This window comes from Sinomonas cyclohexanicum (assembly GCF_020886775.1).
Taxonomy (GTDB): domain Bacteria; phylum Actinomycetota; class Actinomycetes; order Actinomycetales; family Micrococcaceae; genus Sinomonas; species Sinomonas cyclohexanicum.
Genome location: NZ_AP024525.1, coordinates 577,400 through 600,999, shown reverse-complemented (window position 1 = coordinate 600,999; position 23,600 = coordinate 577,400). Strand labels below are relative to the sequence as shown.

The window sequence follows — 23,600 nt, the reverse complement described above, 5'->3', positions numbered from 1 at the left end:
TAGCCTCCAGTCCCCGCATCGCGCCGACAGCCGGCCGGCCATGACCTGGTCGGGCGAGCCGGTCCCACAGGCACGCCCGATCCGCGCCCGCGAGGGCGTGTTCGTCCTCGACGACCACGAGCTGGTCCGCACCGGGCTACAGTGCCTCCTGAGTTCGGCGGGCATCGACATCGCGGGGTCGTCCGGGTCAGCACGGGAGGCAGCCCGGCGCATTCCCGCGCTGATGCCGGCGCTCGCTGTGCTCGACGATCAGCTGCCCGACGGAACCGGCGCCGAGGTGTGCCGGGCCGTGCTCGCCGTCGACCCGCGGATACGGTGCGTGATCATGACGGACGAGCATGACGAGGCCGCCCTGATCGGGGCTGTCATGTCGGGAGCCTGGGGCTGCCTGTCCAAGCAGGACGACGGGAACGAGACCGTCCGGCTGGTCCGCCGCGTGCTGGGGGGCCAGACCGCCTACAGTCCATCGTTCCGGGCCATGCTGCTCAAGCCGCCGCAGGCGCCCTACCCGGAACAGGAACTTCCGGGGCTGGCGCCCCAGGAGCTCAAAGTGCTCCTCCTCATCGGGCGCGGGCTCGCAGGCCGCGAGATCGCCGCCACGACGGGCCTTGCGGAGAAGACCATCAAGAACATGACCTCGGTCCTGCTGCAGAAGCTCGGCGTCAGCAACCGGACCCAGGCCGCCCTGCTGGTCACCACGGAGCTCCATCGGTCTGCCGAGGTCCACCGCCGACTCCGGCCCGGCCAACCGGAGGGCTCCACCGACGCGGTGACCATGGCTCTGCTGGACTGCGTGGCCGAAGCCGACGGCCCTCTCTCGGAGGGCAGCGAGGGCGCAGGGCTCGCGCGGAGACTCGGCCGCGCACTGGAGGACGCCCGCACCGTGCATCACACCAGCATCAGCCGGCACGCTTCAGGAGGGCCTCAAGCATGAATACAAACTACGTTCGCGGCGCTTCGATCACCGCTGCGGCGTCCCAGTCGGAGATCCAGCAGATGCTCATGTCTTCCGGTGCCACCGGCCTGCGGTGGAGCCGGGAAGACGGTAAGGCGGCGATCGCCTTCAGGGCGGAACCGCGTCGGTTCCGGCTGGTCTTGGCCCTGCCACACACGGCCGACGGTCTGCCTCCCCGCGTCACGGCGTACGCGACCGCCAAGACCCCTCACGACCTCTCCCGCCAGCGTTGGCGGCAGCTCTCGCTTCTGATTCGGGCAAAGCTGGACGCCGTGGACTCGGGCATCGCCACGTTTGACGAGGAATTCCTGGGCTACATGCTCGATCCAGAGGACGGCGCCTATCATCTGGTGCCCTCGACGTCCTGGACGCGCCCATGAACGAGCTCGAAGCGTCACTGATCATCCGGGCGGGCGCCCAACTGCTCGTCGGAGCGTCCTCGGACCCGCGGTCGGACCAGGGCTACGCCGCAGTCAAGGAGAACCTCGCGGCTGCCCTGAATGCCCTTGCGGCCGCCCTCGTCAACTTCGAGGCCGGGTCGGCCGAGCCCAACCGTTCCGTCGGCTGGGCGCAGGACCTGCGCAGGGTGGCCGACGATCTCGCCGAGCACTAAGTGGGACTCCAGTACTAACCGAGGGTTGCCAGTGCCTGGTGCCGGGACTCGACGAGCACGGGTGTGCCGGCTGCGAGTTCCATGACCTCACCGTCGATCTGGAGCGGGATCGCGTCTGTGCTGGTGAACCTGTAGCTTGGCACGCTCGTCTGGACCCCGAGCCCGACAGTGACGGCCCGCAGGGCCATGAGCGCGATGCGCCACTTGGCCGCGTGGGGTAGGAGGACGACTTCGAACATCCCGTCGTCCGGGAAGCCTGCCTCGCTGATGCGGCCGTACTTGGCAATCCGGGGGATGTTGGCCAGAATCAAGCTGTCCAGGACCGCGCGCGCGCCGTCCGCGCGGGCGATTTCGATGGGTGTGAGGCCGCGCAGGGCGCGGGCCACGGAGAGCAGTTCTGTGAAGCGTCCCTTGACCCCTGCCTCGATGCCGATGGCCATCAGCGGCGTGAGCCCGAACCCGACATAGGAATGGGCGTAGCGGGACCACTGACCGGGCCCTTCCCCGACAGTGAGGCGGAGGAGGTCCATGCGGCGGACGTCGCCGCGGACGATCGCGTCGATGATGGGCAGGCTGCGGGTGCTTCGCCGGTGGTCGTTGGCGTTGCCGGCACCCATGACAGCGCAGATGGCCTGACCGCCGGCGCCCATGGCACCGTTGACGACATCGTTGTACCCGCCGTCGCCGCTGATCGAGACCAGCAGCGGACGACCGCCCAGGGCAGCGCCCGCCAACGCCCGTCCATGGCCGGGGAAAGCAGTGGGATGCAGGCTCAGCGGCATGACGGGCAGACGGGCGCCCAACTCGGCTCGCAGCTGCTCGGCCAGCAGGGCCGGAGTCCGGCTTGACGGGTTGTAGATCAGGAGGATCCTGTCGAACGGTACCCCTTCGCCACGATCGCTCATCGCGCACCGACCGACCGTTCTTACCCCGAGCCGCGTCAGGTGGTGCCCGCAGTCCCGCGGGAACCGCCCCCGGGAGCTTCCTCGCCCTCGGGCCCTGGGCCGCCTCCGCTGTCGCGGGGGGCGTGGCCACCCTCGTCGTCCCAAACCTCGTTCTCGGCTTCTTCCTCAGCCTCCATGCTGGGGACTGGAGCGGCCGACGGGTCGTGGCGGGTCCTGTAGATGTCACTCACGTTGGCCTCCTCAGGCCTCGAAGTCGATGGCGGCAGCTGCCTTGGCGACGCGCAGGAATCGCTCGCGCTCGGCCTCGTCCAGATCGGCCCGGGCCTGACGTGCAAGCTCCTTCTCCGTCAGGGCTTTCAGGGTGGCGGTGCGCACGATGCCACCCACGACCCGCGCGAGGCCGTCCCTCAGCTCTTCGAGGTTGGTACCGAAGATCAGGAGCCGCCGGTCCGCGATCTGGAGGCCCGCGTGGCCGAAACCGGCCTCCTCGAGTTTCCTGCGGGCGGATTGCGCGTGGACAGCCTCGATCTCGAGCGGGTCCGGGCGCCGCGAGAGGGATGCTGCGACGGTGTACCGCTGGTGACCCCCAGGAGTCAGGGCCTCGGAGGGCAGGGCGCTGAGGACGATCCCGGTCACCCGGAGGGGATCCTCCGGTCCCGTGGGTTCACCTGGCGTGGTAAGGAGGTCATCGGTGCGTTCTGGGGTGGTGTTCATCATGTGTCCTCAGGCGTGGTTCCGGGCTGCGGCCGGATCACGCCCTGGCGCCGGCCTTGCGGGACCTGTGGGCATTGGATAGGAGCTGGACGATGCGCGCCGCGCCCGCCGCAGCGACGAGGATGCCGCCGCCGACTGCCGCCATGAGAAGCGCCATGCCCAGAGTGACGGTGCCTTCCATCCCGAGGAACAGCACCCTGGCAGGCTGCTGGTTCTGCAGGATGAAGATGATCAGCAGCACCAGGGCCAGAAGTGCCACCACGATGGCGGCCCACACCATGCCGACCCTGGTGGTCCTGGGCTTCTTGGCGGTCGAGGAGGGGCTCTGGACAGCCCCAGGAACTGGGCGGTTCTCCGGTGGGGGGCCTTCTCGACCTGCTGGGCTCTGGGGGTTGACCGGCAAAGAGGTCATGGCATTCAGCCCTTCTGAGGGGCCTGAATCCGGGCCGGTCTGCGGCTCCTGGGGTCCCGATCCCTGACTTTCAGGATACGCCGGCAGCGAGGCCGCCGGCAGGGTAGAAAGGACCGAGTCCGTCAGGGCTGCGTGCGGCCGTGACACGGGTGCTGGCCCGCCGTAGCCTGAGAGGAGGGCAGGTGCCCGGTGCAGGAGTCTCGATCGGCGCCGGTGCCGCCAGCGGATTCGAGGAGCCATGGCCCAGAACAGCGAACCAGACGCCCGGGCCCTCCGGCCGAACCGCGTGGTCAACAGCTATGTGGCCCTCCAGAGGCACGTGCGGGACGCTGGGCTGCTCAATCGGCGGCGCGGCTACTACGTTGCGCTCTTCACGATCCTGGCCATCGCCTGGGCCGGCGGCTGGACCGGCTTCGCCCTCGTCGGGCCGAGCTGGTACCAGCTGCTGATCGCGGCCGGGCTCGGGATACTGATGACCCAGTTCGGCTTCCTCGCCCATGAGGCGGCGCACAGCCAGGTCTTCGCCTCCTGGGCGGCCAACGAATGGTCCGCTCGAATCATCGGCAACGGGCTCACGGGAATCAGCTATGCGATGTGGCAGCAGAAGCACTCGCGTCACCACTCCAACCCGAACGTGATCGGAAAGGACCCGGACATCAAGCCCGGCACGATCGCCTTCCACGACGCGGCTGCCGCCGCGCGGCCCCGCTGGCTCGGGTTCATCACCCGGCACCAGGGCTACCTGCTCTTCCCGGTCCTGCCGTTCCTCGGCTTCGCCCTGCAGATCGACTCGTTCAGATTCCTCCTCCGCCGGGCCCCCGTGCAGCGCAGGGCAGTAGAGCTGGCGATCCTCACCGCCCGGGTGCTGGCGGTGCCCGCCCTGGCGTTCTGGCTGCTCCCGCCAGGGATTGCTGCGGCGTTCGTGGGAGTGCAGCAGGGCGTCTTCGGCCTCTACATGGGTGCAACCTTCGCGCCCAACCACAAGGGCATGAAGATCTTCTCGGCATCTGCACGGGCGGACTTCCTCACACGCCAGGTCATGTCCTCGCGCAACATCACAGGAGGGCACGTCATGGACGTGCTGATGGGAGGCCTCAACCGGCAGATCGAGCACCACCTCTTCCCGACCATGCCCCGGCCGGCGCTGGCTCACGCGGAGAGCCTGGTCCGGGCGCAGTGCGCACAGCAGGGCATCCCCTACACCGCGACAAGCCTCGTGGCGTCCTACGGGATCATCGTCCGCTACCTCAACGCCGTCGGCCGCGGCCTCGGCTCCGTCTTCGAATGCCCCCTCGCGGCCCAGCACCGCCCCAACTGACGACCCTGCGCCAGGTGTCCGGTCCTGCGCCGGACGTTGCGGCGAACCTGATCCGGCCACGAGCAGGACGCGAGGGGACGCTCTTCCAGCATCCGGGAGTCGATGACGGCGGCCGCGCGGCCGGCCAGTTGACCAAGGCCCACCAGCAGCATCGGGCGGAATCAGGTCTAGTGTCGGGCGGCCTGACGCCCGGGGTGAGACGCCAAGACCGCGTGGCTCCTTGCCCCGCCACCGCTGAAGTGGCTCTCGCCGGTGCATCATGTCCGCCAGGTACCCTGTGGCCGGTGCCGGCGTCGGGCCGCAGTACAGAGGCCAGAACACAGGCGAGGGCAAGGGCCGGCAGCATGATCGCGTTGAGGCCTTGGCCGCACTGCGACCAAGGCCTTTCGCCGATCCTTCGTTGCCCCTGCGGGTTCCGCGCCCGCGAGGGCGGAGAGGGCTGCGACGGATGCCGGGGGTCTCTTCAAGCGCCTGCTTGGGCCGGCCCGCAGTGCCTCCGCGGCGGGCTGCCCAATTTCAGCAGGTGAAGCGGACTTCTGCGGCGAGGGCCTCCACGGCCTCCCTGCGGTCCCGTTCGAGCAGTACCAGGGCTTCGAGCTCGGAGCGTCGCTGGTCGTGTTGCGCCAGCGCTGCGATCGACACGTCCCGGAACAGGCGGGCAAGCGCGCCCGCCAGACCTGCCCTGAGCTGTTCGAGGTTGGTGTGCTCCACGAGCAGGCGCCGGCCGGCGATGGCGATGTTGACGCCTTCGTAGCCGGCGTCGCGCAGCCGCCGCACGGTCGAGGGATCCTCGATCAGGTCAATCTCGTACGGCTCGGCCCGCCTGCTCAATGCGACCATGACGGTGTACTTCGAAGGGCCGCGGGCGGTGCCCAGATTCCAGGGCAGGGCACTGGCGACGATCGCGTTCAGGGCAATTGCCTGCTCGGGCAGGCGGGGGGCACGCTCGGTGATGGATTCCCTGGTGGTGTCCATGGTCGTTCCACGTCCTTCAGTCGTTCTCTGGATGGCCCCGCGGGAGCCCGCGGGGCGTTCGCTCGCGGCAGGGGTGCCGGAGGGTTCACGGCTGGAGGTTTCGCTGGAGACGTGTTGTCGGGCGCCTGCCGGCGCCTCCCCGAAGATGTAGAGGCAGAAAGACGGTGGGCTCCCGCACCCCCAGTCTACGCGCTTTCCGCATCACGGAAGGGCAGGAGCGGAGGCCCGGTGCAGGCAGCGGCACTTCGGACGAGGCCGGGGTGCCGGTGCGGGAAACCTGCCATTAATCCCCGGCCTTCGCTCGATTCCACGCCTCGTACCCCTGCATCGGCTCATTTGTGGGAATGCTACCGGCGGCGGTGAAGGGTCTTACGGGCCGGGCTCCCTGCCGTTTGTCGTCATCATGGGGCCTTCCCGCACTCCTTCCCCCCGATGGGGGGAGAATGGGAGAAGGAACCGTCCGGGCGCCAGAAGGACGCCCTTGGACGGTTCCGCAGATTAAGGAGGGGATCCTCATGGGCCCCATCGCTATAACAGTCATCATCGTCGTCGTGGTGCTGCTCATTGTCGCGAGGATGTCGATCCGCATCGTCCGGCAGTACGAGCAGGGGGTCCTGTTCAGGCTCGGCCGAGTTCTGGGGGTCCGGATGCCCGGGTTCCGTCTCATCATCCCGGTCATCGACCACTTGCCCCTGGTGAGCCTGCGGATCGTAACCATGCCGATCCAGTCCCAGGGCATCATCACCCAGGACAATGTCAGTGTGGACGTCTCTGCCGTCGCCTACTACCGCGTCGTAGACGCAGTGAAGTCCGTCGTCGCGATCGAGAACGTCGCGGCCGCCATCGACCAGATCGCCCAGACCACTCTGCGGAAAGTCGTAGGGCGGCACACGCTCGACCAGACCCTCTCGGAGACCGAGCGCATCAACGGCGACATCCGCCAGATCCTCGACGTCCTCACCGCGGACTGGGGCGTTGAAGTGACCCTCGTGGAGCTGAAGGACATCCAGCTGCCCGAGAGCATGAAGCGGGCCATGGCGCGGCAGGCCGAGGCCGAGCGGGAGAAGAGGGCCAAGATCATCGCCGCCGAAGGCGAGGCGATCTCCGCCACCGCCCTGGGCCAAGCCTCCGACACCATGATGGCCCACCCGCTCGCCCTGCAGCTGCGCAACCTGCAGAGCCTGGTGGAGATCGGCGTGGACAAGAACACCACCGTGGTCTTCCCTGCCCCTCTGATGAGCACGATCGGCGAGCTCTCCGCCTTCCTCGCCAGGGAGAATCAGGCTGCCTTGACGTCCGCAAACGGCATGGCCCCGGTCAAGGCGGCCTGACCAGCAACGCCCCCGGCGCAGCCCAAGGTTCCGAGAGAAGGAGAAGCCTGCCGTCCGGGTCGAAGCGATGGACGCACCCACCGTCCCACATCGCGACCCAGATGGTTCCCTCGGCGTCCACCGCCATTCCGCCCGGGGTTGCCACAGGGTGGGGAAGACCGACCAGCATCCGGCCGTTGCGGATGCCCGCCGATTCGAGATCGATGTCATACGCGTCGATCCGACGCGTGCTGGAGTCGGTGAAGTAGAAAGTACGCCCATAGGGGCTCCAATCGAGGCCGTTGGAAAGAAGCGTCCTTGAGAACCGCCGTCGCGGAGAGATCAGGCCAAATGCGGTAGAGAGCACCTTGCGACGGCGAAAGATCTGCGGCCATCGTTCGTCCGATTGCCGACGTTCGTCGCCTCAACGGGTGCCACGAGCTCGAAAACGACTGCCGTCCCGCTCGACAAGTCGGAATACCCTACGCGGGCAAGACCTTGAACCCTGTATGAACGTTGACATCTGGTCTGATATCGCCTGCCCGTGGTGCTTCATCGGCAAGCGCCGCTTCGAATCCGCACTCGAGCAGTTCCCGCACAAGGACCAGGTCACGGTCACGTGGCACAGCTACCAGCTGGACCCCACCCTCCCCGAGCACTACGAGGGCACCGAGGTCGAGTACCTGTCCGAGCGCAAGGGCATGCCCGCCGAGCGCGTGGCGCAGATGTTCGAGCACGTGACGCAGGTCGCGGCGGGCGAGGGCCTCGAGTACGACTTCGGGCGGGTCGTCGTCGCCAATTCGTACTCGGCCCACGAGCTGCTGCACCTGGCCAAGGCTCGGGACGCGCACGACGGCGCCCGGCGCGCCGACGCGGTCAAGGAGGCCCTGCTCTCGGCCCACTTCGAGCACGGCGAGGACATCGGCGCCCGCGAGGTCCTCGTGCGGATCGGGACCGAGGCCGGGCTCGACGCCGCGGAGATCACCGAGGCACTCGACGCAGGCACCTACCGCGACGCGGTCGGGGCCGACATCCGCGAGGCCCGCGCGCTCGGCATCCAGGGCGTGCCGTTCTTCGTCCTCGACAGCAAGTACGGTGTCTCCGGTGCCCAGCCCGCCGAGCTCTTCACGCAGGCGCTCGAGACCGCGTGGCGCGAGGCGAACCCGCTCGTGATGGTCGGCCAGCCGGCCGGCGGCGCGGCCGGCGGGGCCAGCGAGGGCGCCGACCGGCTCGACGGCGAGGTCTGCGGCCCCGACGGCTGCGCCTAGGCCCCGGGCCACCGCTCCCGGTGCGCGCCCTCGCTACCAGCGCAGGAGTGCAGCGGCGGGCACACCGCCGTCGAGCGCCCCGGGATCGACTAGGACCGTGTCCGCCTTGGTCAGGACCGCTGCGCGCAGCAGTGCCGCGGCGGAGCCAACCGCCCCGAGCACCGGGGCGCCGGCGGCGTCGCCCTCCGTCTCCGCGACCCACGGTTCCGCACCGAGGGCGAGAAGCGTCTGTCCCTGCGCCGCCTCGGGGCAGAGCAGGAGCGTCCCGACGCGTGCCTCGCGCAGGGCGTGCAGTGTCTCCGCCCACCCGGTGGCGGACGACCGGCCGACCCCGTCCGCGAGGCGGGCGAGGGCCTCGCGCTGCGACCGCGCCGCCGCGCCGGCGACGACGGCCTCCACCTCGGCCTCGAACCTCTCCTGGTCCGACCCGGGCGCCGAGGAGTTCATGTCCACGGTCTGGACGAGGGCGGCGGCCCTCTCGCTCAGCGCCTCCTGGACCATGAGCCGTGCGCGCTCATCCCCCGCGAGGACCACGAGCTGCAGTCCGCCCTCCTCGACGAGCCGGTTGACCTCGGCCGCGACGTCGGCGCCGTTGCGCCGCCAGATCTCCTCGGTGCGGTGCTGGTACTTGCCCTGCGAATAGCCGCCCAGCGAGACCTTGGTCAGGTTCTCGGTGCTCCCGTGCACCTCTTGGCTGCCCAGAGCAGCACCGGACGAGGCGCGGTAGCGGCCGATCTCCGCCTCGGCGCGCTCGGCCTGGACCACGAGGTACTCGACATCGGTGCCTCGGACCGCCGCGAGCGGCAGCAGGTCAGGAATGGGGGCCACGTGGACGACCGTCTTCGCCGGGGCGCCCGGCAGCAGCTCGTTCGCCACGACCTGGCCGCCCCTGATCAGCACGAAGCGGGATACGGGGCCCGGCGTCCCGGGGGCCGCCCATTCGAGCTGGCCCGCGGCCCGCGCGTCGTCGTCCGATCCCCCGGCGTCGGTCACGGCCCGGGACATGTTGGGAGTGAGTACTTCGGTGGCCTCCCGAGAGGTCACCGTCCCGGTGCTGACCTCCGCGTGGATGGTGCACCAAGGTCCCGGCTCGCGAAGCAGTTCCGCGAAATCCTGGAGCGCGAGCATGGCTGGCCTCCTGCCTTCCTGACGGTCTTTCGCTCCCGAGGGTACGGAGGCATCCGGTCCGCGCGGAAGGGCCATGCGACCCTTCTCGGGCGGCCGCCGGGCCCACTGTCGGGAGGGACCGGGCCTACTCCCCGATGAGCTCGCGGCCCACGATGAGCCGCATGATCTCGTTGGACCCCTCGAGGATCTGATGGACGCGCAGGTCCCGGGCGATCTTCTCGATGCCGTACTCGTGCAGGTAGCCGTAGCCGCCGTGCAGCTGGATGGCCTCGTTGGCCACCTCGAAGCCGGCGTCGGTGGCGACCCGCTTGGCGATCGCGCACAGCCGCACGGCGTCGCGGTCGCCGCGATCCAGCGCGTCCGCGGCGCGGCGCAGCAGCGTGCGGGCGGCCTCGAGCTTCATGTCCATGTCCGCGAGGTCGAACATGAGGGACTGCTTGTCCGCGAGCCGCCCGCCGAACGCCGTGCGCTCCTTGAGGTACGCGACCGTCTTCTCGAGCGCGGCCTGTCCGCCGCCCAGGGAGCACGCGGCGATGTTGAGGCGCCCGCCGTTGAGGCCCTTCATGGCGATGCCGAACCCGCTGCCCTCCTCGCCGAGGCGGTTCGACGCCGGGACGCGGACGTGGTCGAGCACGACCTGTCGGGTGGGCTGGGCGTTCCAGCCCATCTTCTTCTCTATCGCGCCGAAGGAGAGGCCCTTCGCGCCCGCGGGAACGAGGAACGCGGTGATCCCGCGGTGGCCCGTGTCGGCAGTGCGGGCCATGACGATGTAGAGCGCGGAGACGCCGGCACCGGAGATGAACTGCTTGACGCCCGTGAGGACGTAGTCGTCGCCGTCGCGGACGGCCTTCGCGGTGAGCGCCGCCGCGTCGGAGCCCACGCCGGGCTCGGTCAGGCAGTAGCTGCCGAGCGCCTCCATGGTGACGAGCTGCGGCACCCATTCCTTCCGCTGGACCTCGGTGCCGAACGCGTCGACCATCCACGCGACCATGTTGTGGATCGAGATGTAGGCGGCGATCGTGGGGTCGGCCCGGGCCAGCTCTTCGAAGATCAGGACGGCGTCGTAGCGCGTGAGGCCGGTGCCGCCGTACTCCTCGCCCACGTAGACCCCGCCGAGCCCGAGCTCGCCGGCCTCGCGCAGCACGTCGACGGGGAAGTGCTTCTGAGCGTCCCAGTCGAGCGCGTGCGGGGCGATCCTGTCCGTGGCGAAGTCCCGGACGGTGGCGACGAGGTCGCGCTGGTCGTCGGTGAGCTCGAACATCTCAGCTGGCTGGTGCCTTCTCGACCGCGAAGTCGCCCCCGGGGAACACGACCGACTCGTGCCCGTCGTCGAAGCGGACCCGGTACGGCGGCTCGCCGTTGGGGCCCTTGACCTCGATGATCTCCCCGTGCCGGTCCGCGGTGTCCACGGTCCGGCCCCTGATGACGATCCGGTCGCCCTGCTGCAGTGCACTCATGGCGGATCACCTCCACTCACGAGCGTACGGAAGCCGCCCACTGCGGGGAAGGCCTGACGACGCGGGGCGGGCGCGCGGGCGTCGTCCGCGTCCGCCATTGCGCACTGCCCGCGGGGTCGATAGGAGTGGGGGATGGACACCGAACACAAGCCGGGACCGAGCGAGTTCTGGGACGAGTTCTACACGGAGCGCCAGCGGGTCTGGAGCGGGAAGCCGAACGCCGCGCTCGTGCGCGAGGTCAGCATGATGGCGCCGGGCCGCGCGATCGACCTCGGCTGCGGCGAGGGCGCCGATGCGATCTGGCTCGCCGAGCGGGGGTGGACCGTCACGGGACTGGACGTCTCCGCCGTCGCGCTGGGGCGTGCCGCCGAGCACGCGCAGGACGCCGGTGTAGCGGACCGCATCACGTGGCTGGCGCGCGACCTCGGCGAGTGGGAACCGGAGGACACCTACGACCTCGTCACCGCATCCTTCCTCCACTCCCCCATCAGCATGCCCCGCGAGCGGATCCTCCTGGCGGCGACCCGCGCCGTGGCGCCGGGCGGCACGCTGTTCGTGGTGGGCCACACGGCGTTCCCGCCCTGGGCCCGGCACGCGCACGACGACGTCCACATGCCTTCTGCTCAGGAGCTCGCCGCCTCGCTGGGGCTGCGCTCGAGCGAGTGGGAGATCGAGACGAGCACCTCCGAGGGACGGGAGGCGACCGGCCCCGAGGGGCAGTCGGCCGTCATGACGGACGCGGTGCTCAAGGCGCGGCGGCTCGGCTCCTGAAACGCGGGCGGCTGGGGGCCTCAGAGTCCGACGGTCCGGCCGTCCCGCGCCGAGCGGTATGCCGCCTCGATCACACCCAGGGTGACCAGTGCGTCGCCGACCGTCACGGCCGGATCGCGCCCCTCGGCGATGGCGGCCGCCACGTCCGCGTACTGGCGCGCGAGCCCTGCCGGCGACTCGGTCGGGTCAACGCGCGGCGCCGCGGCCACGGCGGCGAGCTGGTTGCCCCCGCCGTAGAGCCCGTAGTCCGGCGCGGCCTCCGCCGGGTCGGCGTGGAGGTAGACGAGCGCCTCGTTCTCGATGACCGCGCTGCCCAGGCTGCCGGCGACCTGCAGGCGCGCCGCGAGGCCCGGGTAGGCGGACGTGCTCGCGTGCATCGTGGCGAGCGCGCCGGACTCGAAGCGGAGGAGCAGGCCGGCGGTGTCCTCGGCCTCGATGGGGTGCAGCGTCTGCGCCGCCATCGCAGCGACCGCGGTGGGGCGGCCGAGCAGGGCGACCACGAGATCGAGCATGTGGATGCCCTGGTTCATGAGGGCGCCGCCGCCGTCGCCCGCGAACGTGCCGCGCCACGGTGAGGCCGCGTAGTAGGCGGGGCTGCGCCACCAGGGAACGGTCGCGACGGCCGAGGTGATCCGTCCGAGCCGCCCGGCGCGCACGGCATCGCGGACGGCGAGGCTCGCAGCGTCGAAGCGGTGCTGGCTGACCACCGAGATGACCTGACCGGCCGCCGTGGCCGTGCGGGTGCGGTCCGCGAAGGCGCGGGCGGCGGCGAGGTCGACGTCGAGCGGCTTCTCGATGAGCACGTGGGCGCCGGCCGCGATCGCCTCCTCGGCAAGGGCGAGGTGCGACGCCGTCGGGGTCGCCACGACGACGAGCGGCCGCGCGCCGTCGTGCGCACCCTCCGCGACGGATGGGGCGCGGACCCGGCGGAGGGCCTCGCCGAGGCTCCCGACGGCGCGCGGCCGCGACGGCGATCCCGTCAGGGCGAGCTCGTCGGCAAGGGTCCGCGCGGTCGTGCCGCCGCGGCTCACGATCGCGGCGAGCCCGAGGCCCGGTGTCGCATCGATCGCACGGGCGTGCGACCGGGCGATGGAGCCGGCACCCACGAGGACGGTCGGGACGGGGGCGGGATCGGTTGGCATGAGGTTCATTGTTCGCGGCGCGCCGCCTGATGGCAATCGTTTGCCATCATGATGCCACCAGCTCCGGGGACCCGATTAATAAGCACGGAGAATACTGGATTATCCTCGAGGGGACCGATCGATTCTTCCGAGGTGATGATGCATGGCTGTGGCGACAGCCGTTCTCGTGGCGGCAGCGTTCGTGTGGCTCGGGATGGTGCTGGCCATCTCGTTCATCGAGGCGCCGCTGAAGTTCCGGGCCCCCGGGATCACGATCGAGCTCGGCGTGGGCATCGGGCGGCTCGTGTTCAAGGCGCTCAACGTCGTCGAGTGCGCGCTGGCCGCCGTCGTGCTCGTGGCGCTCGCCCTCGGCGGCCGGGCAGCCGCGCTCGCCTGGACCCTCGGGGTGGCCCTCGCCGTGATCGTGGTGCTCGACGTCGCCGTGCTCCGGCCGCGCATGGACCGCCGCGTGACGGGCGGCAACCTCAGCGAGGCGATGCCCAGGCACACGCTCCACTTCACCTATGTGGGCCTCGAGGTCCTCAAGGTGATCGGGCTCGTGTGGCTCGGGATCATCGGCCTTGCCGGGTAGCCGCGAGCTGGCGCCCGCGGAGGGGCACCGCTACTTGACGGCGCCCGCGGTGAGGCCCGCGACGAAGTTCCGCTGGAGCAGGAGGAAGCCGACGACGACGGGCACGCTCACCACGAGCGATGCGGCCATGATCTGGTTCCAGTAGACGTTCGTCTGCGTCGAGTAGAGCTGGAGGCCGACGGCGAGGGTGCGGTTGGCGTCGGTGGTCATGACCGAGGCGAACAGCACCTCGCCCCAGGACGTCATGAAGCTGTAGATCGCCACGGCGATGAGGCCCGGGCGAGCCGCGGGGAGCACGACGCGCATCAGCGCACCCATGGGGCCGCAGCCGTCGACCTTCGCGGCCTCATCGAGCTCGTGCGGGATCCCGTCGAAGTACCCGGCGAGCATCCAGATCGAGAACGGGAGCGAGAACGTCAGATAGGTGATGATGAGCCCGCCCCACGTGCCCACGAGCTGGATCCCGGTGAGCGCGTTGATGTTGACGAAGATCAGGAACAGCGGCAGCAGGAACAGCACGCCCGGGAACATCTGCGTGGACAGCACGGTGGTCGAGAAGAGCGAGCGGCCGAAGAACCGGTAGCGCGAGATGGCGAAGGAGGCGAAGACCGCGATGATGAGGCTGATGACCGTCGCGGAGCCCGCCACGACGATGCTGTTCACGAAGTAGCTCGCGAGCGGCACGGTCTTCCACATCTCGATGAAGGGCTCGACCGTGATCGTCGAGGGCCACCACGTGAACGGTCCCTGGACGTCGCTGAGAGGCTTGAGCGCCGAAGTGGCCATGACATAGATGGGAAGGATCGTGAAGACCGCGAGGACGGCCACGACGACGATTCTGAAGGCCTTGGCCCCAGTGGTCTCACGCACGGCGGGACCTCCTGTTCACGACGATGAGGTAGATGCCCGAGACAAGGAGCAGGAAGAGCAGGAGCAGGACCGACATGGCCGCACCGGAGCCGAAGTTCCAGGTCAGGAACGAGGCGTTGTAGATGTGGAACGAGATGAGGTCTCCCGCGGGCGGCTGCGCGTTGCCGAACAGCACGAAGGGGGTGTTGAAGTCGTTGAACGTCCACAGGAACATCACGAGGATCAGGACCATGTTGACGGGACGGAGCATGGGCAGCGTGATGGAGGCCCACTGCCGGAGCGGCCGCGCGCCGTCGACCGCCGAGGCCTCGTAGACGTCGGTGGGAATCGACTGGAGGCCGGCCATGAGCATGAGGAAGGCGAACGGCCACAGGCGCCAGATGGCGACGATGACCACCGAGGTGAACGCGTTGTCGCCAATCAGCCAGAACGGCTTGTCGCCGCCGAGGCCGAGGTTGTCGAAGAGGAAGTGGTTCACCATACCGGTGTCCCGCTGGAGCATGAACTTCCAGGCAATGATCCCTGCGTACATCGGCAGCGCGTACGGGATCAGGAACAGGGTGCGGAAGAAGCCCCTGCCCCAGAACTTCTTCTGGAGCGCGACCGCGGCCGCCATGCCCAGGCCCCACGAGACGCCGACCACCAGCACCGTGAACGCCACGGTGACGAGGAAGGAATGCAGGAGCCCCGCACCGATGACGCCGTTGAAGTCGACGGCGACGGAGTAGTTCCCGAGTCCGGCGAAGGGCGCGCGGCCCCAGTTGGCGATGAAGGCCTTGGTGAGCTTGATGAAGCTCATCCAGATGCCCGTGAGCATGGGGATCACGTGGATGAGCAGCTCGAAGATAATGGCGGGTGCAAGCAGCGCGTAGGGGAGCCACCAGCCTGCCGCGCGGCGGCGGGGCCTCGTGGCGGGGCTCTCGGTGGCCGGCGGCTTCGTCGGAGCGGCGGTCACAGCAGACATGTGAGGCACTCCCTTCCTTGGGATGTTCTCTGGGGTTCCTGGCGGACGGAGAGGGGTGGGCCGGCCCGGTAGCCGGCCCACCCCGGCGTGTGCGACTACCCGGCCGCGGCGACCTGCTGCTGCGCGGTGGTGAGCGCCGAACGGACGTCGTCCGTGCTCACCGTCCCGCCCGAGGCAATCTTGGCGAACATCTGATTCATGGCCTTGCCCACCGTGGACTCGAACTGGTCCTCGCTCGCGACGAGCGGGAGGGGCTTGGACTTCGTGGCGTAGATGTCACCGAAGGTCTTGGCCTCCTCGGCGTTGTCCGTGAAGTTCGGGGTCGCGCCCTTCAGAACGGGCAGAGCCGTGAACTGCTTGTCGAGGGCAGCCTGAGTGTCCGCGCTGGTCATGAACTGGACGAACTTGAGTGCGGCGTCCTTGTTCTTCGTGTTCTGGAAGATCGAGAGGTTGATGCCGGCCACGTGGCTCGCGGTCTGCGAGGGGCTGCCCTTCGGGGCCGGGAACGGCACCACGCCGTACTCGCTCGACTTCATGCCGTTGGCCTGGATGCTGTTGTCCGCGTTGTTCTGGTTGATGATCATTGCGACCTTGCCGGTCGCGAAGTCGTTGACGGACTTCGTCCCGTTGTCGTACTGGGCGTTGCCGAGGTCGACGACCTTGTCCTGCTGCATGAGGTCCACGTATCGCTTGATGCCATTGACCACGCCGTCGGAGGCGAACGTCGGCTTGCCGCTCGAATCGAACAGGTCCGCACCGTTCTGTGCGGCATTGATGAAGGCGAAGTGCGCGTTCTCGGTGTAGCTGCCGGCCGCGATCGCGAGTCCGTGCTTCCCGCCCGTCGTCAGCTTCTGGGCATCGGACACGAGGTCCTCCCACGTGGTGGGCGGCTGGAGCCCTGCCTGGGCGAACATGGCCTTGTTGTAGTACAGGCCGTAGGCAAGGCCGTACAGCGGCACCGAGGTCGGGTCCTGGCCGGCAATGCCGCCCGTGTCGAGCGCGGTCTTGACGAACTTGTCCTTGCCGCCGATCGCCTGCATGGCCGAGTCGTCGAACGGCATGAAGGCACCGGTGGACTGGAGGGACGCGGCCCAGGTGTTGCCGATGTTCACCACATCCGGCGCCTGGCCCGAGGTGACGGCGGTCTGGATGCGGGTCTGGAGGTCACTCCACCCGATCACCTCGAGGTTGACCTTGATGCCGGTCTGCTGCTCGAACTTCTGCAGCTGCGGCGTGAGGACCTGCTTGTCGTTGTCGAGGCTGGTGCCCTGGTTGCTCGCCCAGTAGGTGAGGGTCTGGCCACTGCCCCCGGAGTTGTTCGTGGCCGTGGCGCCGGAGGCTCCGCCGCTGCACGCCGCGGTGGTCAGAGCCATCACGGCAATCGCCGCGGTGGCTGCGAGAGTTCGAATCTTCACGTGGTGACTTCCTTGTCTGTAGGTGCGGGGCCCTCGGCTGTCTCCGAGGGCGGCCTGAGTTCAAGGTAGGGGAACTTTTGACGGAGGTCAATCAAAAGTTGGAGGCCAATTTTTCGACTATTTGACGTGTCAAAGTGAAAGTGGCCATGGGAAACTCGGGGGCGAGATCCCGCCCCCTGGAACTGGATGAAATGCCCACGGGCCGTTGGGATGCGGCATCGCGCCGACAGTGTGACGAGTCTAACTTAACCGGTTCAGTTAGCCAAGGGCGCTGCAGTGCTGTTCCGCACGATGAGGGCGCTCGGGCCCGCGGCGACCGTATGTGCCGGCGCTCCGTCGATCATCTCGAGCAGGAGCGCCGCCGATTGGCGCCCCTGTTCGAAGGGATCGCGGTGAAGTGCGGTCACGGCGGGCGTCGATACCGAGCACAGGATCGAGTCGTCCCAGCTCACCACCGACACGCTCCGCGGCACGTCCACATGGGCGGCCCTCAGGGCAGCGAGGCCGCCCTGAGCGAGGAGGTCGTTGTCGTAGATCACGGCGGTCGGGCGCTCGCCCGCGGCGAGCAGCGCAGCGGTGGCGACCCGGCCTCCGTCGAGCGTGTAGTCCGACTCGACCGGGGCGACCCGCATGCCCGCGGCCTCCGCGAGCGCGCGGACCGCGGAACTTCGCGCCCTCTCGTGCACGAGGTGGAGGGGCCCGGTGACGTGCCCGATCCGCCTGTGGCCGAGCGCACGGAGGTGCTCCACGATCGTGCCGGCCTCCGCCGCCTGGTCCGCCATCGTGGCCGCGTACCCAGAGTCCTCCCCGGAGCTGCCGTGCAGGACGAACGGCAGGCCCAGCTCCCGCAGGAGCTCGGGGCGGGGATCGCGTTCGTCGATGTCGAAGACGATGACGCCGTCCACCCTCCGTTCGCCCGCCCAGCGGCGGTAGACCTCGAGGTCACGGCCGCGCTCGGGTCCGGAGACCCGCAGGAGCAGGCTCATGTCGGCATCGATCAGGACGGACTCGATGCCCGCGATGAGGCGCATGTAATAGGGCTCCGAGCCGATCATCTCCGGCTCCCGGGAGAGCACGATGCCCACGATCCCCACGCGCGATCTGGACAGGGCGCGGGCGCTCGAGCTCGGATACCATCCCAGTTCCGAGGCGAGGTTCAGCACCCGCTCGCGGGTCTGCTCGCTTACCCCGGGCTGGCCGTTGAGGGCGTAGGAGACGGACGCCTTCGAGATGCCGAGCCGTTCGGCCAGACCCGCAATGGTGACCCTGCCCATGGCACCCCTCCTGACGTTCGGCTGACCGTTTGGGCCAAGCCTACGGCGCCGCGAGCAGCGCCTCGACGCTCGCCGGCGAGAGGACGTGGTCGACGACGAGGCGGCTCGCGCCGAGTACGCCGGCCTGGTCCGCCGCCATGGACTGGACGATCCGCAGCCTTGCGGTGGCGAGGGGCAGGGACCTGCTGTACACCACCTCGCGGACCCCCGCCATGAGCTGCTCGCCGGCGGCGGCGACGCGGCCGCCGATCACGATCACCGACGGGTTGAGGAGGTTCACGCACACCGCGAGGACGTCCCCCAGGTCCCTCCCTGCCTGGCGGAGGGCCTGGACAGCGGCGGGGTTGCCCTGCCGCGCGAGCCGCAGCACGTCGTCGCCCGTCGCGGCCGGGACGCCTTCCGCGGTGAGGGCCGCGGCGACGGCCGGCCCCGAGGCCAGCGCCTCGAGGCAGCCGTAGTTGCCGCAGCGGCACAGGACGTCGCCGCCGCGCGGGACCCGGACATGGCCGAGGTCGCCGGCCGTCCCGACCGCGCCGCGCTGCAGGACGCCCGAGCTGATGATGCCGGCCCCGATGCCCGTGGCGACCTTGACGAACAGGAGGTTGTCGTCGTCGGCGAAGTAGGCCGCACGCTCCCCCAGGGCCATGATGTTCACGTCGTTGTCCACGAGCACGTCCACGGGGTAGGTGCGCTGGATGTAGCCCGGGACGTCGAAGCCGTCCCAGCCGGGCATGATCGGGGGATTGATCGGGCGGCCGGTCGAGTGCTCCACCGGGCCCGGGAGCCCCACGCCGATGCCCGCGAGCTCCTTGGGCCGCCGGCCCGCGGTCCGCAGGGCGTCGCCACAGAGGCCGAGGACCAGGTCCAGGACCGCTTCGGGCCCGCTCGCGATGTCGAGCGGCGCGCTCGCCTCGGAGAGGACCCGGGCGCCGAGGTCGGTCACCCCGACGACCGTGTGCGTCGCGCCGATGTCAACCCCGAGCACCACGCGCGCCGAAGGCTGGAACGCGACCCTCGACGGCGGCCTCCCGCCGGAGGAGACCGCCTCGCCGGCCGGACCGATGAGTCCGGTGGCCATGAGCGCGTCGACCTTCGCCGCGACGGTCGAGCGGGCCAGGCCGGTGATCGAGGCCAGTTCGGCGCGCGTCCGGGCGCGACCGTCGCGGAGGATCTGGAAGAGGTCGCCCGCGCGGGAGACGGCGGCGGCCTCGACTGCGGGCGGGGCCGGGGAGGGCAAGGTCATGTGTCAGGGATAGCACGGACGCCTTGCCCGTGTCACAAGAGTCAGCCCAAAGAGGAACGGCGTGACACAAACTTTTGCTTGACCATCGTCATAAGTTGGCCTACGTTGAATGAATCACCGAGTCCGGGCGTCGCTCCGGACGGATCCTGCCCCCGGCGCTGCCGGCTGGCGGCTGGCCCCCATGACTCCAAGGAGAGCCCGTGCTCTACTCCCTCCAGCTGTACACCCTCCGAGGACTCCTCGAGCAGGACCTTCCCGGAACCATCGAGCGGGTCGCGAAGGCCGGCTTCACCGCCGTCGAGCCCTACAACTTCGTCGCGACCGCGGGCCCGCTCGCCGAGACGCTGGCCGCCAATGGCCTCACGGCGCCGAGCGGCCACGCGCCCCTCCTGCGCGAGGACCAGGATGCGATCTTCGCCGCGGCACGGACCCTCGGCATCGGCACCGTGATCGATCCCTTCGTGGACCCGTCGAGATGGACCACCGAGGAGCAGGTCAAGGAGACCGCGGCCGGGCTCAACGCCGCCGCTGCAAAGGGCGCCGGCTACGGCATCCGCGTCGGCTACCACAACCACCAGTTCGAGCTCGAGTCCCGCATCGGCTCGGCGACCGCTCGGCTCTCGAGGTCCTCGCGGAGAACCTCGACCCCGCGGTGGTCCTCGAGGTGGACACCTACTGGGCCGCGGTCGGCGGCGAGGACGTCCCGGCGCTCCTCGCCCGGCTCGGTGACCGCGTCCGTTTCATCCACATCAAGGACGGCCCGCTCACCCTCGAGCCGAAGGACCAGGTCGCGGTCGGGGCGGGGAAGATGCCCGTCTGGGACGTCCTCCGGGCCGCCGGCTCCGTGGAGGTCGGCGTGGTCGAGCTCGACGACTTCGCCGGCGAGATGTTCGACGCCGTCACCGACAGCCTGGCCTACCTCGAGGCCGGCACCCCTGCAAAGGAGGCTTCCCAGGCATGAGCCAGCCCACCACGAGCCCCAAGCGCGGACCCGTCGGCGTCGCCGTCATCGGCGCCGGCGTCATCGCCAAGGAGTACCTGACCAATCTCACGGCCTTCCCCGACGTGGATGTCCACGTCGTCGCGGACCTCTTCCCGGAGGCCGCCGCGGCACGGGCGTCCGAGTTCGGCGTGGCCGAGCACGGCACCCCGGACGTCGCGCTGTCGCACCCGGACGTCGAGATCGTCGTGAACCTCACGATCCCGGCCGCCCACGTCGAGGTGGCCCAGGCCGCCGTCGCGGCGGGCAAGCACGTCTGGAGCGAGAAGCCCTTCTCCCTGGACCGGGAGAGCGGCCTCGGGCTGCTCAAGGCCGCGGACGCGGCCGGCCTGCGCCTCGGCTGCGCCCCGGACACGTTCCTCGGCGCGGGCCTGCAGACGGCACTGCGCATGATCAAGCGGGGTGACATCGGCACGCCGCTCACGGCCCTGACCCTCATGCAGTCCCCCGGCCCCGAGTCGTGGCACCCGAACCCCGCGTTCCTGTTCCAGGAGGGCGCCGGCCCGCTCTTCGACATTGGCCCGTACTACCTCACCACGCTGATCCAGACGTTCGGCGCGATCGAACGCGTGGCCGCGGTCGGCTCCAAGTCCCGGGAGACCCGGGTCATCGGCTCCGGACCCCGCGCTGGCGAGGTGTTCGACGTGACCGTGCCGACCCACGTGAGCGCGCTGGCCGAGTTCTCCGGCGGGGAGAGCTCCCAGAGCATCTTCAGCTTCGACTCCCCGCTCAAGCGGCACGGCTTCGTCGAGGTGACCGGGACGGAGGCGACGATCGCGTTCCCCGATCCGAACATGTTCGATGGCGACGTCACCATCACACGGCGTGACTCGGACGAGCCCGAGGTGATCCCCTCGACCGGCGCGACGAGCACCCGCGGGACCGGCGTCCTCGAGATGGCACGGGCGCTGCGCGCCGGGCGGCCGCACCGGGCGCAGGGCGAGACAGCGTACCACGTCCTGGACGCCATGGTCTCGATCGCCGAGTCCATCGAGGCGCACTCGTTCGTCGACGTGCAGAGCACTGCGACCGCCGCGGAGCCGCTGCCCGAGGACTGGGACCCGCTGGCCGCTACGCTCTGACCAAGGAGGCAGGAACATGGCACCCTCACCCCCTTCGGCCACGCCCCGCGAGGCCCCTGCGCCCCTTGGTGTGGCGATGATCGGCTACGCGTTCATGGGCAAGGCGCATTCGCAGGCCTGGCGCAGCGTCGGCGCGTTCTTCGACGTCCCCGCGGTCGAGCAGAGAGTCCTCGTGGGGCGCCACGCGGAGGACGTGGCCGAGGCGGCCGCCCGGTACGGGTGGGCGGAGTCCGCGACGGACTGGCGCGAGGCCATCGCCCGCGACGACGTGCACATCGTGGACATCTGCGCGCCCGGGTGGCTGCACGCCGAGATCGCGATCGCCGCGCTCGAGGCGGGCAAGCACGTCCTCGTGGAGAAGCCGCTCGCGAATTCGCTCGCCGAGGCGGAGCGGATGGTCGACGCCGCGCGGGCGGCCCGGGCGCGCGGCGTCGCCTCGATGGTGGGGTTCAATTACCGCCGTGTCCCCGCCCTGGCCTACGCGCGCCAGCTCATCGCGGACGGCCGCCTCGGCACGGTCCGCGAGGTGCGGGCCTCGTACCTCCAGGACTGGCTCGCCGACGAGGACGCGCCGATGACGTGGCGGCTCCGCAGGGAGACCGCCGGGTCCGGGGCGCTCGGCGACATCGCCTCGCACGCGATCGACCAGGTCCAGTTCCTCACCGGGGACACGGTCATCGACGCCTCGGGCCGCCTGCACACGTTCGTGGGGCGGCGCCCCGGCCCGGACGGGCCCGAGGACGTCACGGTCGACGACGCCGCATGGGCCACGCTGTCCCTCGCCTCGGGGGCGGTCGCCTCGGTCGAGGTCTCCCGGGCCGCGACCGGCAGGAAGAACTCGCTGCGGCTCGAGGTCTACGGCTCGGCCGGGGCCCTCGCGTTCGACCTCGAGCGCCTCGGCGAGCTCGAGTTCCTCGACGCGACGGTCCCTGCCGAGGAGCAGGGCTTCCGCCGGATCGTCGTGACCGAGCCGGGCCACCCGTACATGGACGCGTGGTGGCCGCAGGGCCACATGATCGGCTGGGAGCACACCTTCACTCACGAGGTGCGCGACTTCCTCGCCGCGATCCGCGACGGCGGGGAGCCCTCGCCGTCGTTCGAGGAGGGCCTGCAGGTCCAGCGCGTCCTCGCCGCGATCGAGGAGTCCGCGGCCGCCAAGTCCGCCGCCGTGGCCCTCTGACCGTCCCACCCACGCCCAAGGAGTACCGATGCCCCGCCAGTTCACCCTGTTCACCGGCCAGTGGGCCGACCTGAAGCTCGAGGAGGTTGCCGAGCTCGCGGCCGGCTGGGGCTACGACGGCCTCGAGATCGCCGTCTCCGGCGAGCACCTCGACGCCGCCCGCTGGGACGACGAGGCCTACGTCGCCGAGCGCCTCGGCGTCCTCGAACGCCACGGACTGAAGCTCTTCGCGATCTCGAACCACCTCAAGGGCCAGGCCGTGTGCGACGACCCGATCGACTTCCGCCACCAGGCGATCGTCGGCTCGCGGGTGTGGGGCGACGGCGATCCCGAGGGCGTGCGGCGCCGCGCCGCGGAGGACCTCAAGGACACCGCGCGCCTGGCCAAGGCGCTCGGGGTCAGCACGGTCGTGGGGTTCACGGGCTCGAAGATCTGGCAGTACGTGGCCATGTTCCCGCCCGTGCCCGCCGAGGTCATCGAGGCCGGCTATAAGGACTTCGCGGACCGCTGGAATCCGATCCTGGACGTGTTCGACGAGTGCGGGGTCCGGTTCGCCCACGAGGTCCACCCGTCCGAGATCGCCTACGACTACTGGTCCACCCAGCGCGCGCTCGAGGCCATCGGCCACCGCGAGGCCTTCGGGCTGAACTGGGACCCCTCCCACATGATGTGGCAGGGCCTGGACCCGGTCGCGTTCATCACCGACTTCGCCGAGCGCATCTACCACGTGGACTGCAAGGACACCCGGATGCGCATGGGCAACGGCCGCGCCGGCATCCTGTCCTCGCACCTGACCTGGGGCGACCCGCACCGCGGCTGGGACTTCGTCTCCGCCGGCCGCGGCGACGTGCCATGGGAGGACTGCTTCCGCGCCCTGACCGCGATCGGCTACGACGGCCCCATCAGCATCGAATGGGAGGACGCCGGCATGGACCGCCTCATCGGCGCCCCCGAGGCCCTCGCGGCCCTCAAGAAGTTCGACTTCGCACCCTCCAGCGCGTCCTTCGACGCGGCCTTCAGCAACCAGGTCTGA

26 protein-coding genes and 1 pseudogene are annotated in these 23,600 nt (G+C 69.9%); 12 read left to right on the top strand and 15 right to left on the bottom strand.

Features of this window, described 5'->3' with window-relative positions:
• Window positions 1-40 precede the first annotated feature (40 nt).
• Genes SCMU_RS02970 through SCMU_RS02960 form a run of 3 tightly spaced genes read left to right on the top strand, consistent with a single transcriptional unit; the run spans window position 41 to window position 1,568 of the window.
• Window positions 41-934, top strand: coding sequence for a response regulator transcription factor (locus tag SCMU_RS02970; RefSeq protein WP_229231523.1), 894 nt, complete (start codon window positions 41-43; stop codon window positions 932-934).
• The gene (locus SCMU_RS02965; RefSeq protein ID WP_229231522.1) at window positions 931-1,335 is read left to right on the top strand and encodes a hypothetical protein; all 405 of its coding nucleotides are present in this window, start codon (window positions 931-933) and stop codon (window positions 1,333-1,335) included. Before SCMU_RS02970 ends, SCMU_RS02965 begins: the two co-directional genes overlap by 4 nt.
• Window positions 1,332-1,568 carry a hypothetical protein gene (locus tag SCMU_RS02960; RefSeq protein WP_229231521.1) on the top strand — a complete coding sequence of 79 codons (237 nt, stop codon included), beginning with the start codon at window positions 1,332-1,334 and terminating at the stop codon, window positions 1,566-1,568. Before SCMU_RS02965 ends, SCMU_RS02960 begins: the two co-directional genes overlap by 4 nt.
• Window positions 1,569-1,582: 14 nt before the next feature.
• Here the strand turns inward: SCMU_RS02960 and SCMU_RS02955 are convergent, their stop codons facing one another.
• From SCMU_RS02955 to SCMU_RS02940, 4 genes are all read right to left on the bottom strand, one after another.
• A complete protein-coding gene (locus tag SCMU_RS02955; RefSeq protein WP_229231520.1) occupies window positions 1,583-2,473 on the bottom strand; it encodes a diacylglycerol/lipid kinase family protein in 891 nt (296 codons plus the stop codon).
• A gap of 35 nt (window positions 2,474-2,508) precedes the next feature.
• Window positions 2,509-2,703, bottom strand: coding sequence for a hypothetical protein (locus SCMU_RS02950; protein WP_229231519.1), 195 nt, complete (start codon window positions 2,701-2,703; stop codon window positions 2,509-2,511).
• 10 nt (window positions 2,704-2,713) lie between these two features.
• Window positions 2,714-3,109 (bottom strand): hypothetical protein, encoded by a 396-nt coding sequence (locus SCMU_RS02945; protein WP_229231518.1) that lies wholly within the window; start codon window positions 3,107-3,109, stop codon window positions 2,714-2,716.
• Between the two features lie 115 nt (window positions 3,110-3,224).
• Entirely contained in the window at window positions 3,225-3,467 is a 243-nt protein-coding gene (locus SCMU_RS02940) for a LapA family protein (protein WP_229231517.1), read from the bottom strand.
• A 370-nt stretch (window positions 3,468-3,837) separates the two neighbouring features.
• Between SCMU_RS02940 and SCMU_RS02935 the strand changes: the two genes are divergently transcribed.
• Entirely contained in the window at window positions 3,838-4,917 is a 1,080-nt protein-coding gene (locus SCMU_RS02935) for a fatty acid desaturase family protein (protein WP_229231515.1), read from the top strand.
• A gap of 516 nt (window positions 4,918-5,433) precedes the next feature.
• Here SCMU_RS02935 and SCMU_RS02930 read toward each other — a convergent pair.
• Entirely contained in the window at window positions 5,434-5,892 is a 459-nt protein-coding gene (locus SCMU_RS02930) for a hypothetical protein (RefSeq protein ID WP_229231513.1), read from the bottom strand.
• Between the two features lie 515 nt (window positions 5,893-6,407).
• Between SCMU_RS02930 and SCMU_RS02925 the strand changes: the two genes are divergently transcribed.
• Window positions 6,408-7,223: a slipin family protein gene (locus tag SCMU_RS02925; protein WP_229231512.1), complete on the top strand. Its 816-nt coding sequence runs from the start codon at window positions 6,408-6,410 to the stop codon at window positions 7,221-7,223.
• Here SCMU_RS02925 and SCMU_RS02920 read toward each other — a convergent pair.
• Entirely contained in the window at window positions 7,210-7,569 is a 360-nt protein-coding gene (locus SCMU_RS02920; RefSeq protein ID WP_229231511.1) for an SMP-30/gluconolactonase/LRE family protein, read from the bottom strand. The genes SCMU_RS02925 and SCMU_RS02920 overlap by 14 nt on opposite strands.
• Before the next feature lie 142 nt (window positions 7,570-7,711).
• Here SCMU_RS02920 and SCMU_RS02915 point away from each other — a divergent pair, with 142 nt between their 5' ends.
• Window positions 7,712-8,470 (top strand): DsbA family oxidoreductase, encoded by a 759-nt coding sequence (locus SCMU_RS02915; protein WP_229231509.1) that lies wholly within the window; start codon window positions 7,712-7,714, stop codon window positions 8,468-8,470.
• Window positions 8,471-8,503: 33 nt separating this feature from the next.
• Here the strand turns inward: SCMU_RS02915 and SCMU_RS02910 are convergent, their stop codons facing one another.
• From SCMU_RS02910 to SCMU_RS02900, 3 genes are all read right to left on the bottom strand, one after another.
• Window positions 8,504-9,598 (bottom strand): baeRF2 domain-containing protein, encoded by a 1,095-nt coding sequence (locus SCMU_RS02910; protein ID WP_229231506.1) that lies wholly within the window; start codon window positions 9,596-9,598, stop codon window positions 8,504-8,506.
• A gap of 124 nt (window positions 9,599-9,722) precedes the next feature.
• Entirely contained in the window at window positions 9,723-10,859 is a 1,137-nt protein-coding gene (locus SCMU_RS02905) for an acyl-CoA dehydrogenase family protein (RefSeq protein WP_229231505.1), read from the bottom strand.
• Window position 10,860: 1 nt separating this feature from the next.
• On the bottom strand, window positions 10,861-11,055 hold the full coding sequence (locus SCMU_RS02900; RefSeq protein WP_229231504.1) for a DUF1918 domain-containing protein: 195 nt from the start codon (window positions 11,053-11,055) through the stop codon (window positions 10,861-10,863).
• A 132-nt stretch (window positions 11,056-11,187) separates the two neighbouring features.
• On the opposite strand from SCMU_RS02900, the gene SCMU_RS02895 reads away from it, so the two are divergent.
• Window positions 11,188-11,826 carry a class I SAM-dependent methyltransferase gene (locus tag SCMU_RS02895; RefSeq protein WP_229231503.1) on the top strand — a complete coding sequence of 213 codons (639 nt, stop codon included), beginning with the start codon at window positions 11,188-11,190 and terminating at the stop codon, window positions 11,824-11,826.
• 20 nt (window positions 11,827-11,846) lie between these two features.
• On the opposite strand, the gene SCMU_RS02890 is transcribed toward SCMU_RS02895, so the two are convergent.
• Window positions 11,847-12,968 (bottom strand): Gfo/Idh/MocA family protein, encoded by a 1,122-nt coding sequence (locus tag SCMU_RS02890; protein WP_229231502.1) that lies wholly within the window; start codon window positions 12,966-12,968, stop codon window positions 11,847-11,849.
• A 142-nt stretch (window positions 12,969-13,110) separates the two neighbouring features.
• Between SCMU_RS02890 and SCMU_RS02885 the strand changes: the two genes are divergently transcribed.
• Window positions 13,111-13,539: a hypothetical protein gene (locus tag SCMU_RS02885; protein ID WP_229231501.1), complete on the top strand. Its 429-nt coding sequence runs from the start codon at window positions 13,111-13,113 to the stop codon at window positions 13,537-13,539.
• Between the two features lie 30 nt (window positions 13,540-13,569).
• Here the strand turns inward: SCMU_RS02885 and SCMU_RS02880 are convergent, their stop codons facing one another.
• The 5 genes from SCMU_RS02880 to SCMU_RS02860 form a co-directional block, all read right to left on the bottom strand.
• Window positions 13,570-14,409: a carbohydrate ABC transporter permease gene (locus SCMU_RS02880; protein ID WP_229231500.1), complete on the bottom strand. Its 840-nt coding sequence runs from the start codon at window positions 14,407-14,409 to the stop codon at window positions 13,570-13,572.
• Entirely contained in the window at window positions 14,402-15,373 is a 972-nt protein-coding gene (locus tag SCMU_RS02875) for a carbohydrate ABC transporter permease (protein ID WP_229231498.1), read from the bottom strand. Before SCMU_RS02875 ends, SCMU_RS02880 begins: the two co-directional genes overlap by 8 nt.
• Before the next feature lie 95 nt (window positions 15,374-15,468).
• Window positions 15,469-16,788, bottom strand: coding sequence for an ABC transporter substrate-binding protein (locus SCMU_RS02870; protein ID WP_229231496.1), 1,320 nt, complete (start codon window positions 16,786-16,788; stop codon window positions 15,469-15,471).
• Between the two features lie 254 nt (window positions 16,789-17,042).
• Window positions 17,043-18,062 (bottom strand): LacI family DNA-binding transcriptional regulator, encoded by a 1,020-nt coding sequence (locus SCMU_RS02865; protein ID WP_229231495.1) that lies wholly within the window; start codon window positions 18,060-18,062, stop codon window positions 17,043-17,045.
• A 40-nt stretch (window positions 18,063-18,102) separates the two neighbouring features.
• Entirely contained in the window at window positions 18,103-19,305 is a 1,203-nt protein-coding gene (locus SCMU_RS02860; protein ID WP_229231494.1) for an ROK family transcriptional regulator, read from the bottom strand.
• Window positions 19,306-19,505: 200 nt separating this feature from the next.
• Between SCMU_RS02860 and SCMU_RS21115 the strand changes: the two are divergent.
• From SCMU_RS21115 to SCMU_RS02840, 4 genes and pseudogenes are all read left to right on the top strand, one after another.
• Window positions 19,506-20,266: pseudogene (locus tag SCMU_RS21115) on the top strand (sugar phosphate isomerase/epimerase family protein).
• A complete protein-coding gene (locus SCMU_RS02850; RefSeq protein WP_229231491.1) occupies window positions 20,263-21,387 on the top strand; it encodes a Gfo/Idh/MocA family protein in 1,125 nt (374 codons plus the stop codon). Before SCMU_RS21115 ends, SCMU_RS02850 begins: the two are co-directional and overlap by 4 nt.
• Before the next feature lie 16 nt (window positions 21,388-21,403).
• Window positions 21,404-22,567, top strand: coding sequence for a Gfo/Idh/MocA family protein (locus SCMU_RS02845; RefSeq protein WP_229231490.1), 1,164 nt, complete (start codon window positions 21,404-21,406; stop codon window positions 22,565-22,567).
• A gap of 28 nt (window positions 22,568-22,595) precedes the next feature.
• On the top strand, window positions 22,596-23,600 hold the full coding sequence (locus SCMU_RS02840; RefSeq protein WP_229231489.1) for a sugar phosphate isomerase/epimerase family protein: 1,005 nt from the start codon (window positions 22,596-22,598) through the stop codon (window positions 23,598-23,600).

Excerpts from the sequence above, each read along its gene's own strand:
- SCMU_RS02970 (WP_229231523.1), top strand. The coding sequence starts at position 41 with ATGACCTGGTCGGGCGAGCCGGTCCCACAGGCACGCCCGATCCGCGCC.
- SCMU_RS02965 (WP_229231522.1), top strand. The coding sequence starts at position 931 with ATGAATACAAACTACGTTCGCGGCGCTTCGATCACCGCTGCGGCGTCC.
- SCMU_RS02960 (WP_229231521.1), top strand. The coding sequence starts at position 1,332 with ATGAACGAGCTCGAAGCGTCACTGATCATCCGGGCGGGCGCCCAACTG.
- SCMU_RS02955 (WP_229231520.1), bottom strand. The coding sequence starts at position 2,473 with ATGAGCGATCGTGGCGAAGGGGTACCGTTCGACAGGATCCTCCTGATC.
- SCMU_RS02940 (WP_229231517.1), bottom strand. The coding sequence starts at position 3,467 with ATGGTGTGGGCCGCCATCGTGGTGGCACTTCTGGCCCTGGTGCTGCTG.
- SCMU_RS02935 (WP_229231515.1), top strand. The coding sequence starts at position 3,838 with ATGGCCCAGAACAGCGAACCAGACGCCCGGGCCCTCCGGCCGAACCGC.
- SCMU_RS02930 (WP_229231513.1), bottom strand. The coding sequence starts at position 5,892 with ATGGACACCACCAGGGAATCCATCACCGAGCGTGCCCCCCGCCTGCCC.
- SCMU_RS02925 (WP_229231512.1), top strand. The coding sequence starts at position 6,408 with ATGGGCCCCATCGCTATAACAGTCATCATCGTCGTCGTGGTGCTGCTC.
- SCMU_RS02915 (WP_229231509.1), top strand. The coding sequence starts at position 7,712 with ATGAACGTTGACATCTGGTCTGATATCGCCTGCCCGTGGTGCTTCATC.
- SCMU_RS02910 (WP_229231506.1), bottom strand. The coding sequence starts at position 9,598 with ATGCTCGCGCTCCAGGATTTCGCGGAACTGCTTCGCGAGCCGGGACCT.
- SCMU_RS02905 (WP_229231505.1), bottom strand. The coding sequence starts at position 10,859 with ATGTTCGAGCTCACCGACGACCAGCGCGACCTCGTCGCCACCGTCCGG.
- SCMU_RS02900 (WP_229231504.1), bottom strand. The coding sequence starts at position 11,055 with ATGAGTGCACTGCAGCAGGGCGACCGGATCGTCATCAGGGGCCGGACC.
- SCMU_RS02895 (WP_229231503.1), top strand. The coding sequence starts at position 11,188 with ATGGACACCGAACACAAGCCGGGACCGAGCGAGTTCTGGGACGAGTTC.
- SCMU_RS02890 (WP_229231502.1), bottom strand. The coding sequence starts at position 12,968 with ATGCCAACCGATCCCGCCCCCGTCCCGACCGTCCTCGTGGGTGCCGGC.
- SCMU_RS02885 (WP_229231501.1), top strand. The coding sequence starts at position 13,111 with ATGGCTGTGGCGACAGCCGTTCTCGTGGCGGCAGCGTTCGTGTGGCTC.
- SCMU_RS02875 (WP_229231498.1), bottom strand. The coding sequence starts at position 15,373 with ATGTCTGCTGTGACCGCCGCTCCGACGAAGCCGCCGGCCACCGAGAGC.
- SCMU_RS02865 (WP_229231495.1), bottom strand. The coding sequence starts at position 18,062 with ATGGGCAGGGTCACCATTGCGGGTCTGGCCGAACGGCTCGGCATCTCG.
- SCMU_RS02860 (WP_229231494.1), bottom strand. The coding sequence starts at position 19,305 with ATGACCTTGCCCTCCCCGGCCCCGCCCGCAGTCGAGGCCGCCGCCGTC.
- SCMU_RS02850 (WP_229231491.1), top strand. The coding sequence starts at position 20,263 with ATGAGCCAGCCCACCACGAGCCCCAAGCGCGGACCCGTCGGCGTCGCC.
- SCMU_RS02845 (WP_229231490.1), top strand. The coding sequence starts at position 21,404 with ATGGCACCCTCACCCCCTTCGGCCACGCCCCGCGAGGCCCCTGCGCCC.
- SCMU_RS02840 (WP_229231489.1), top strand. The coding sequence starts at position 22,596 with ATGCCCCGCCAGTTCACCCTGTTCACCGGCCAGTGGGCCGACCTGAAG.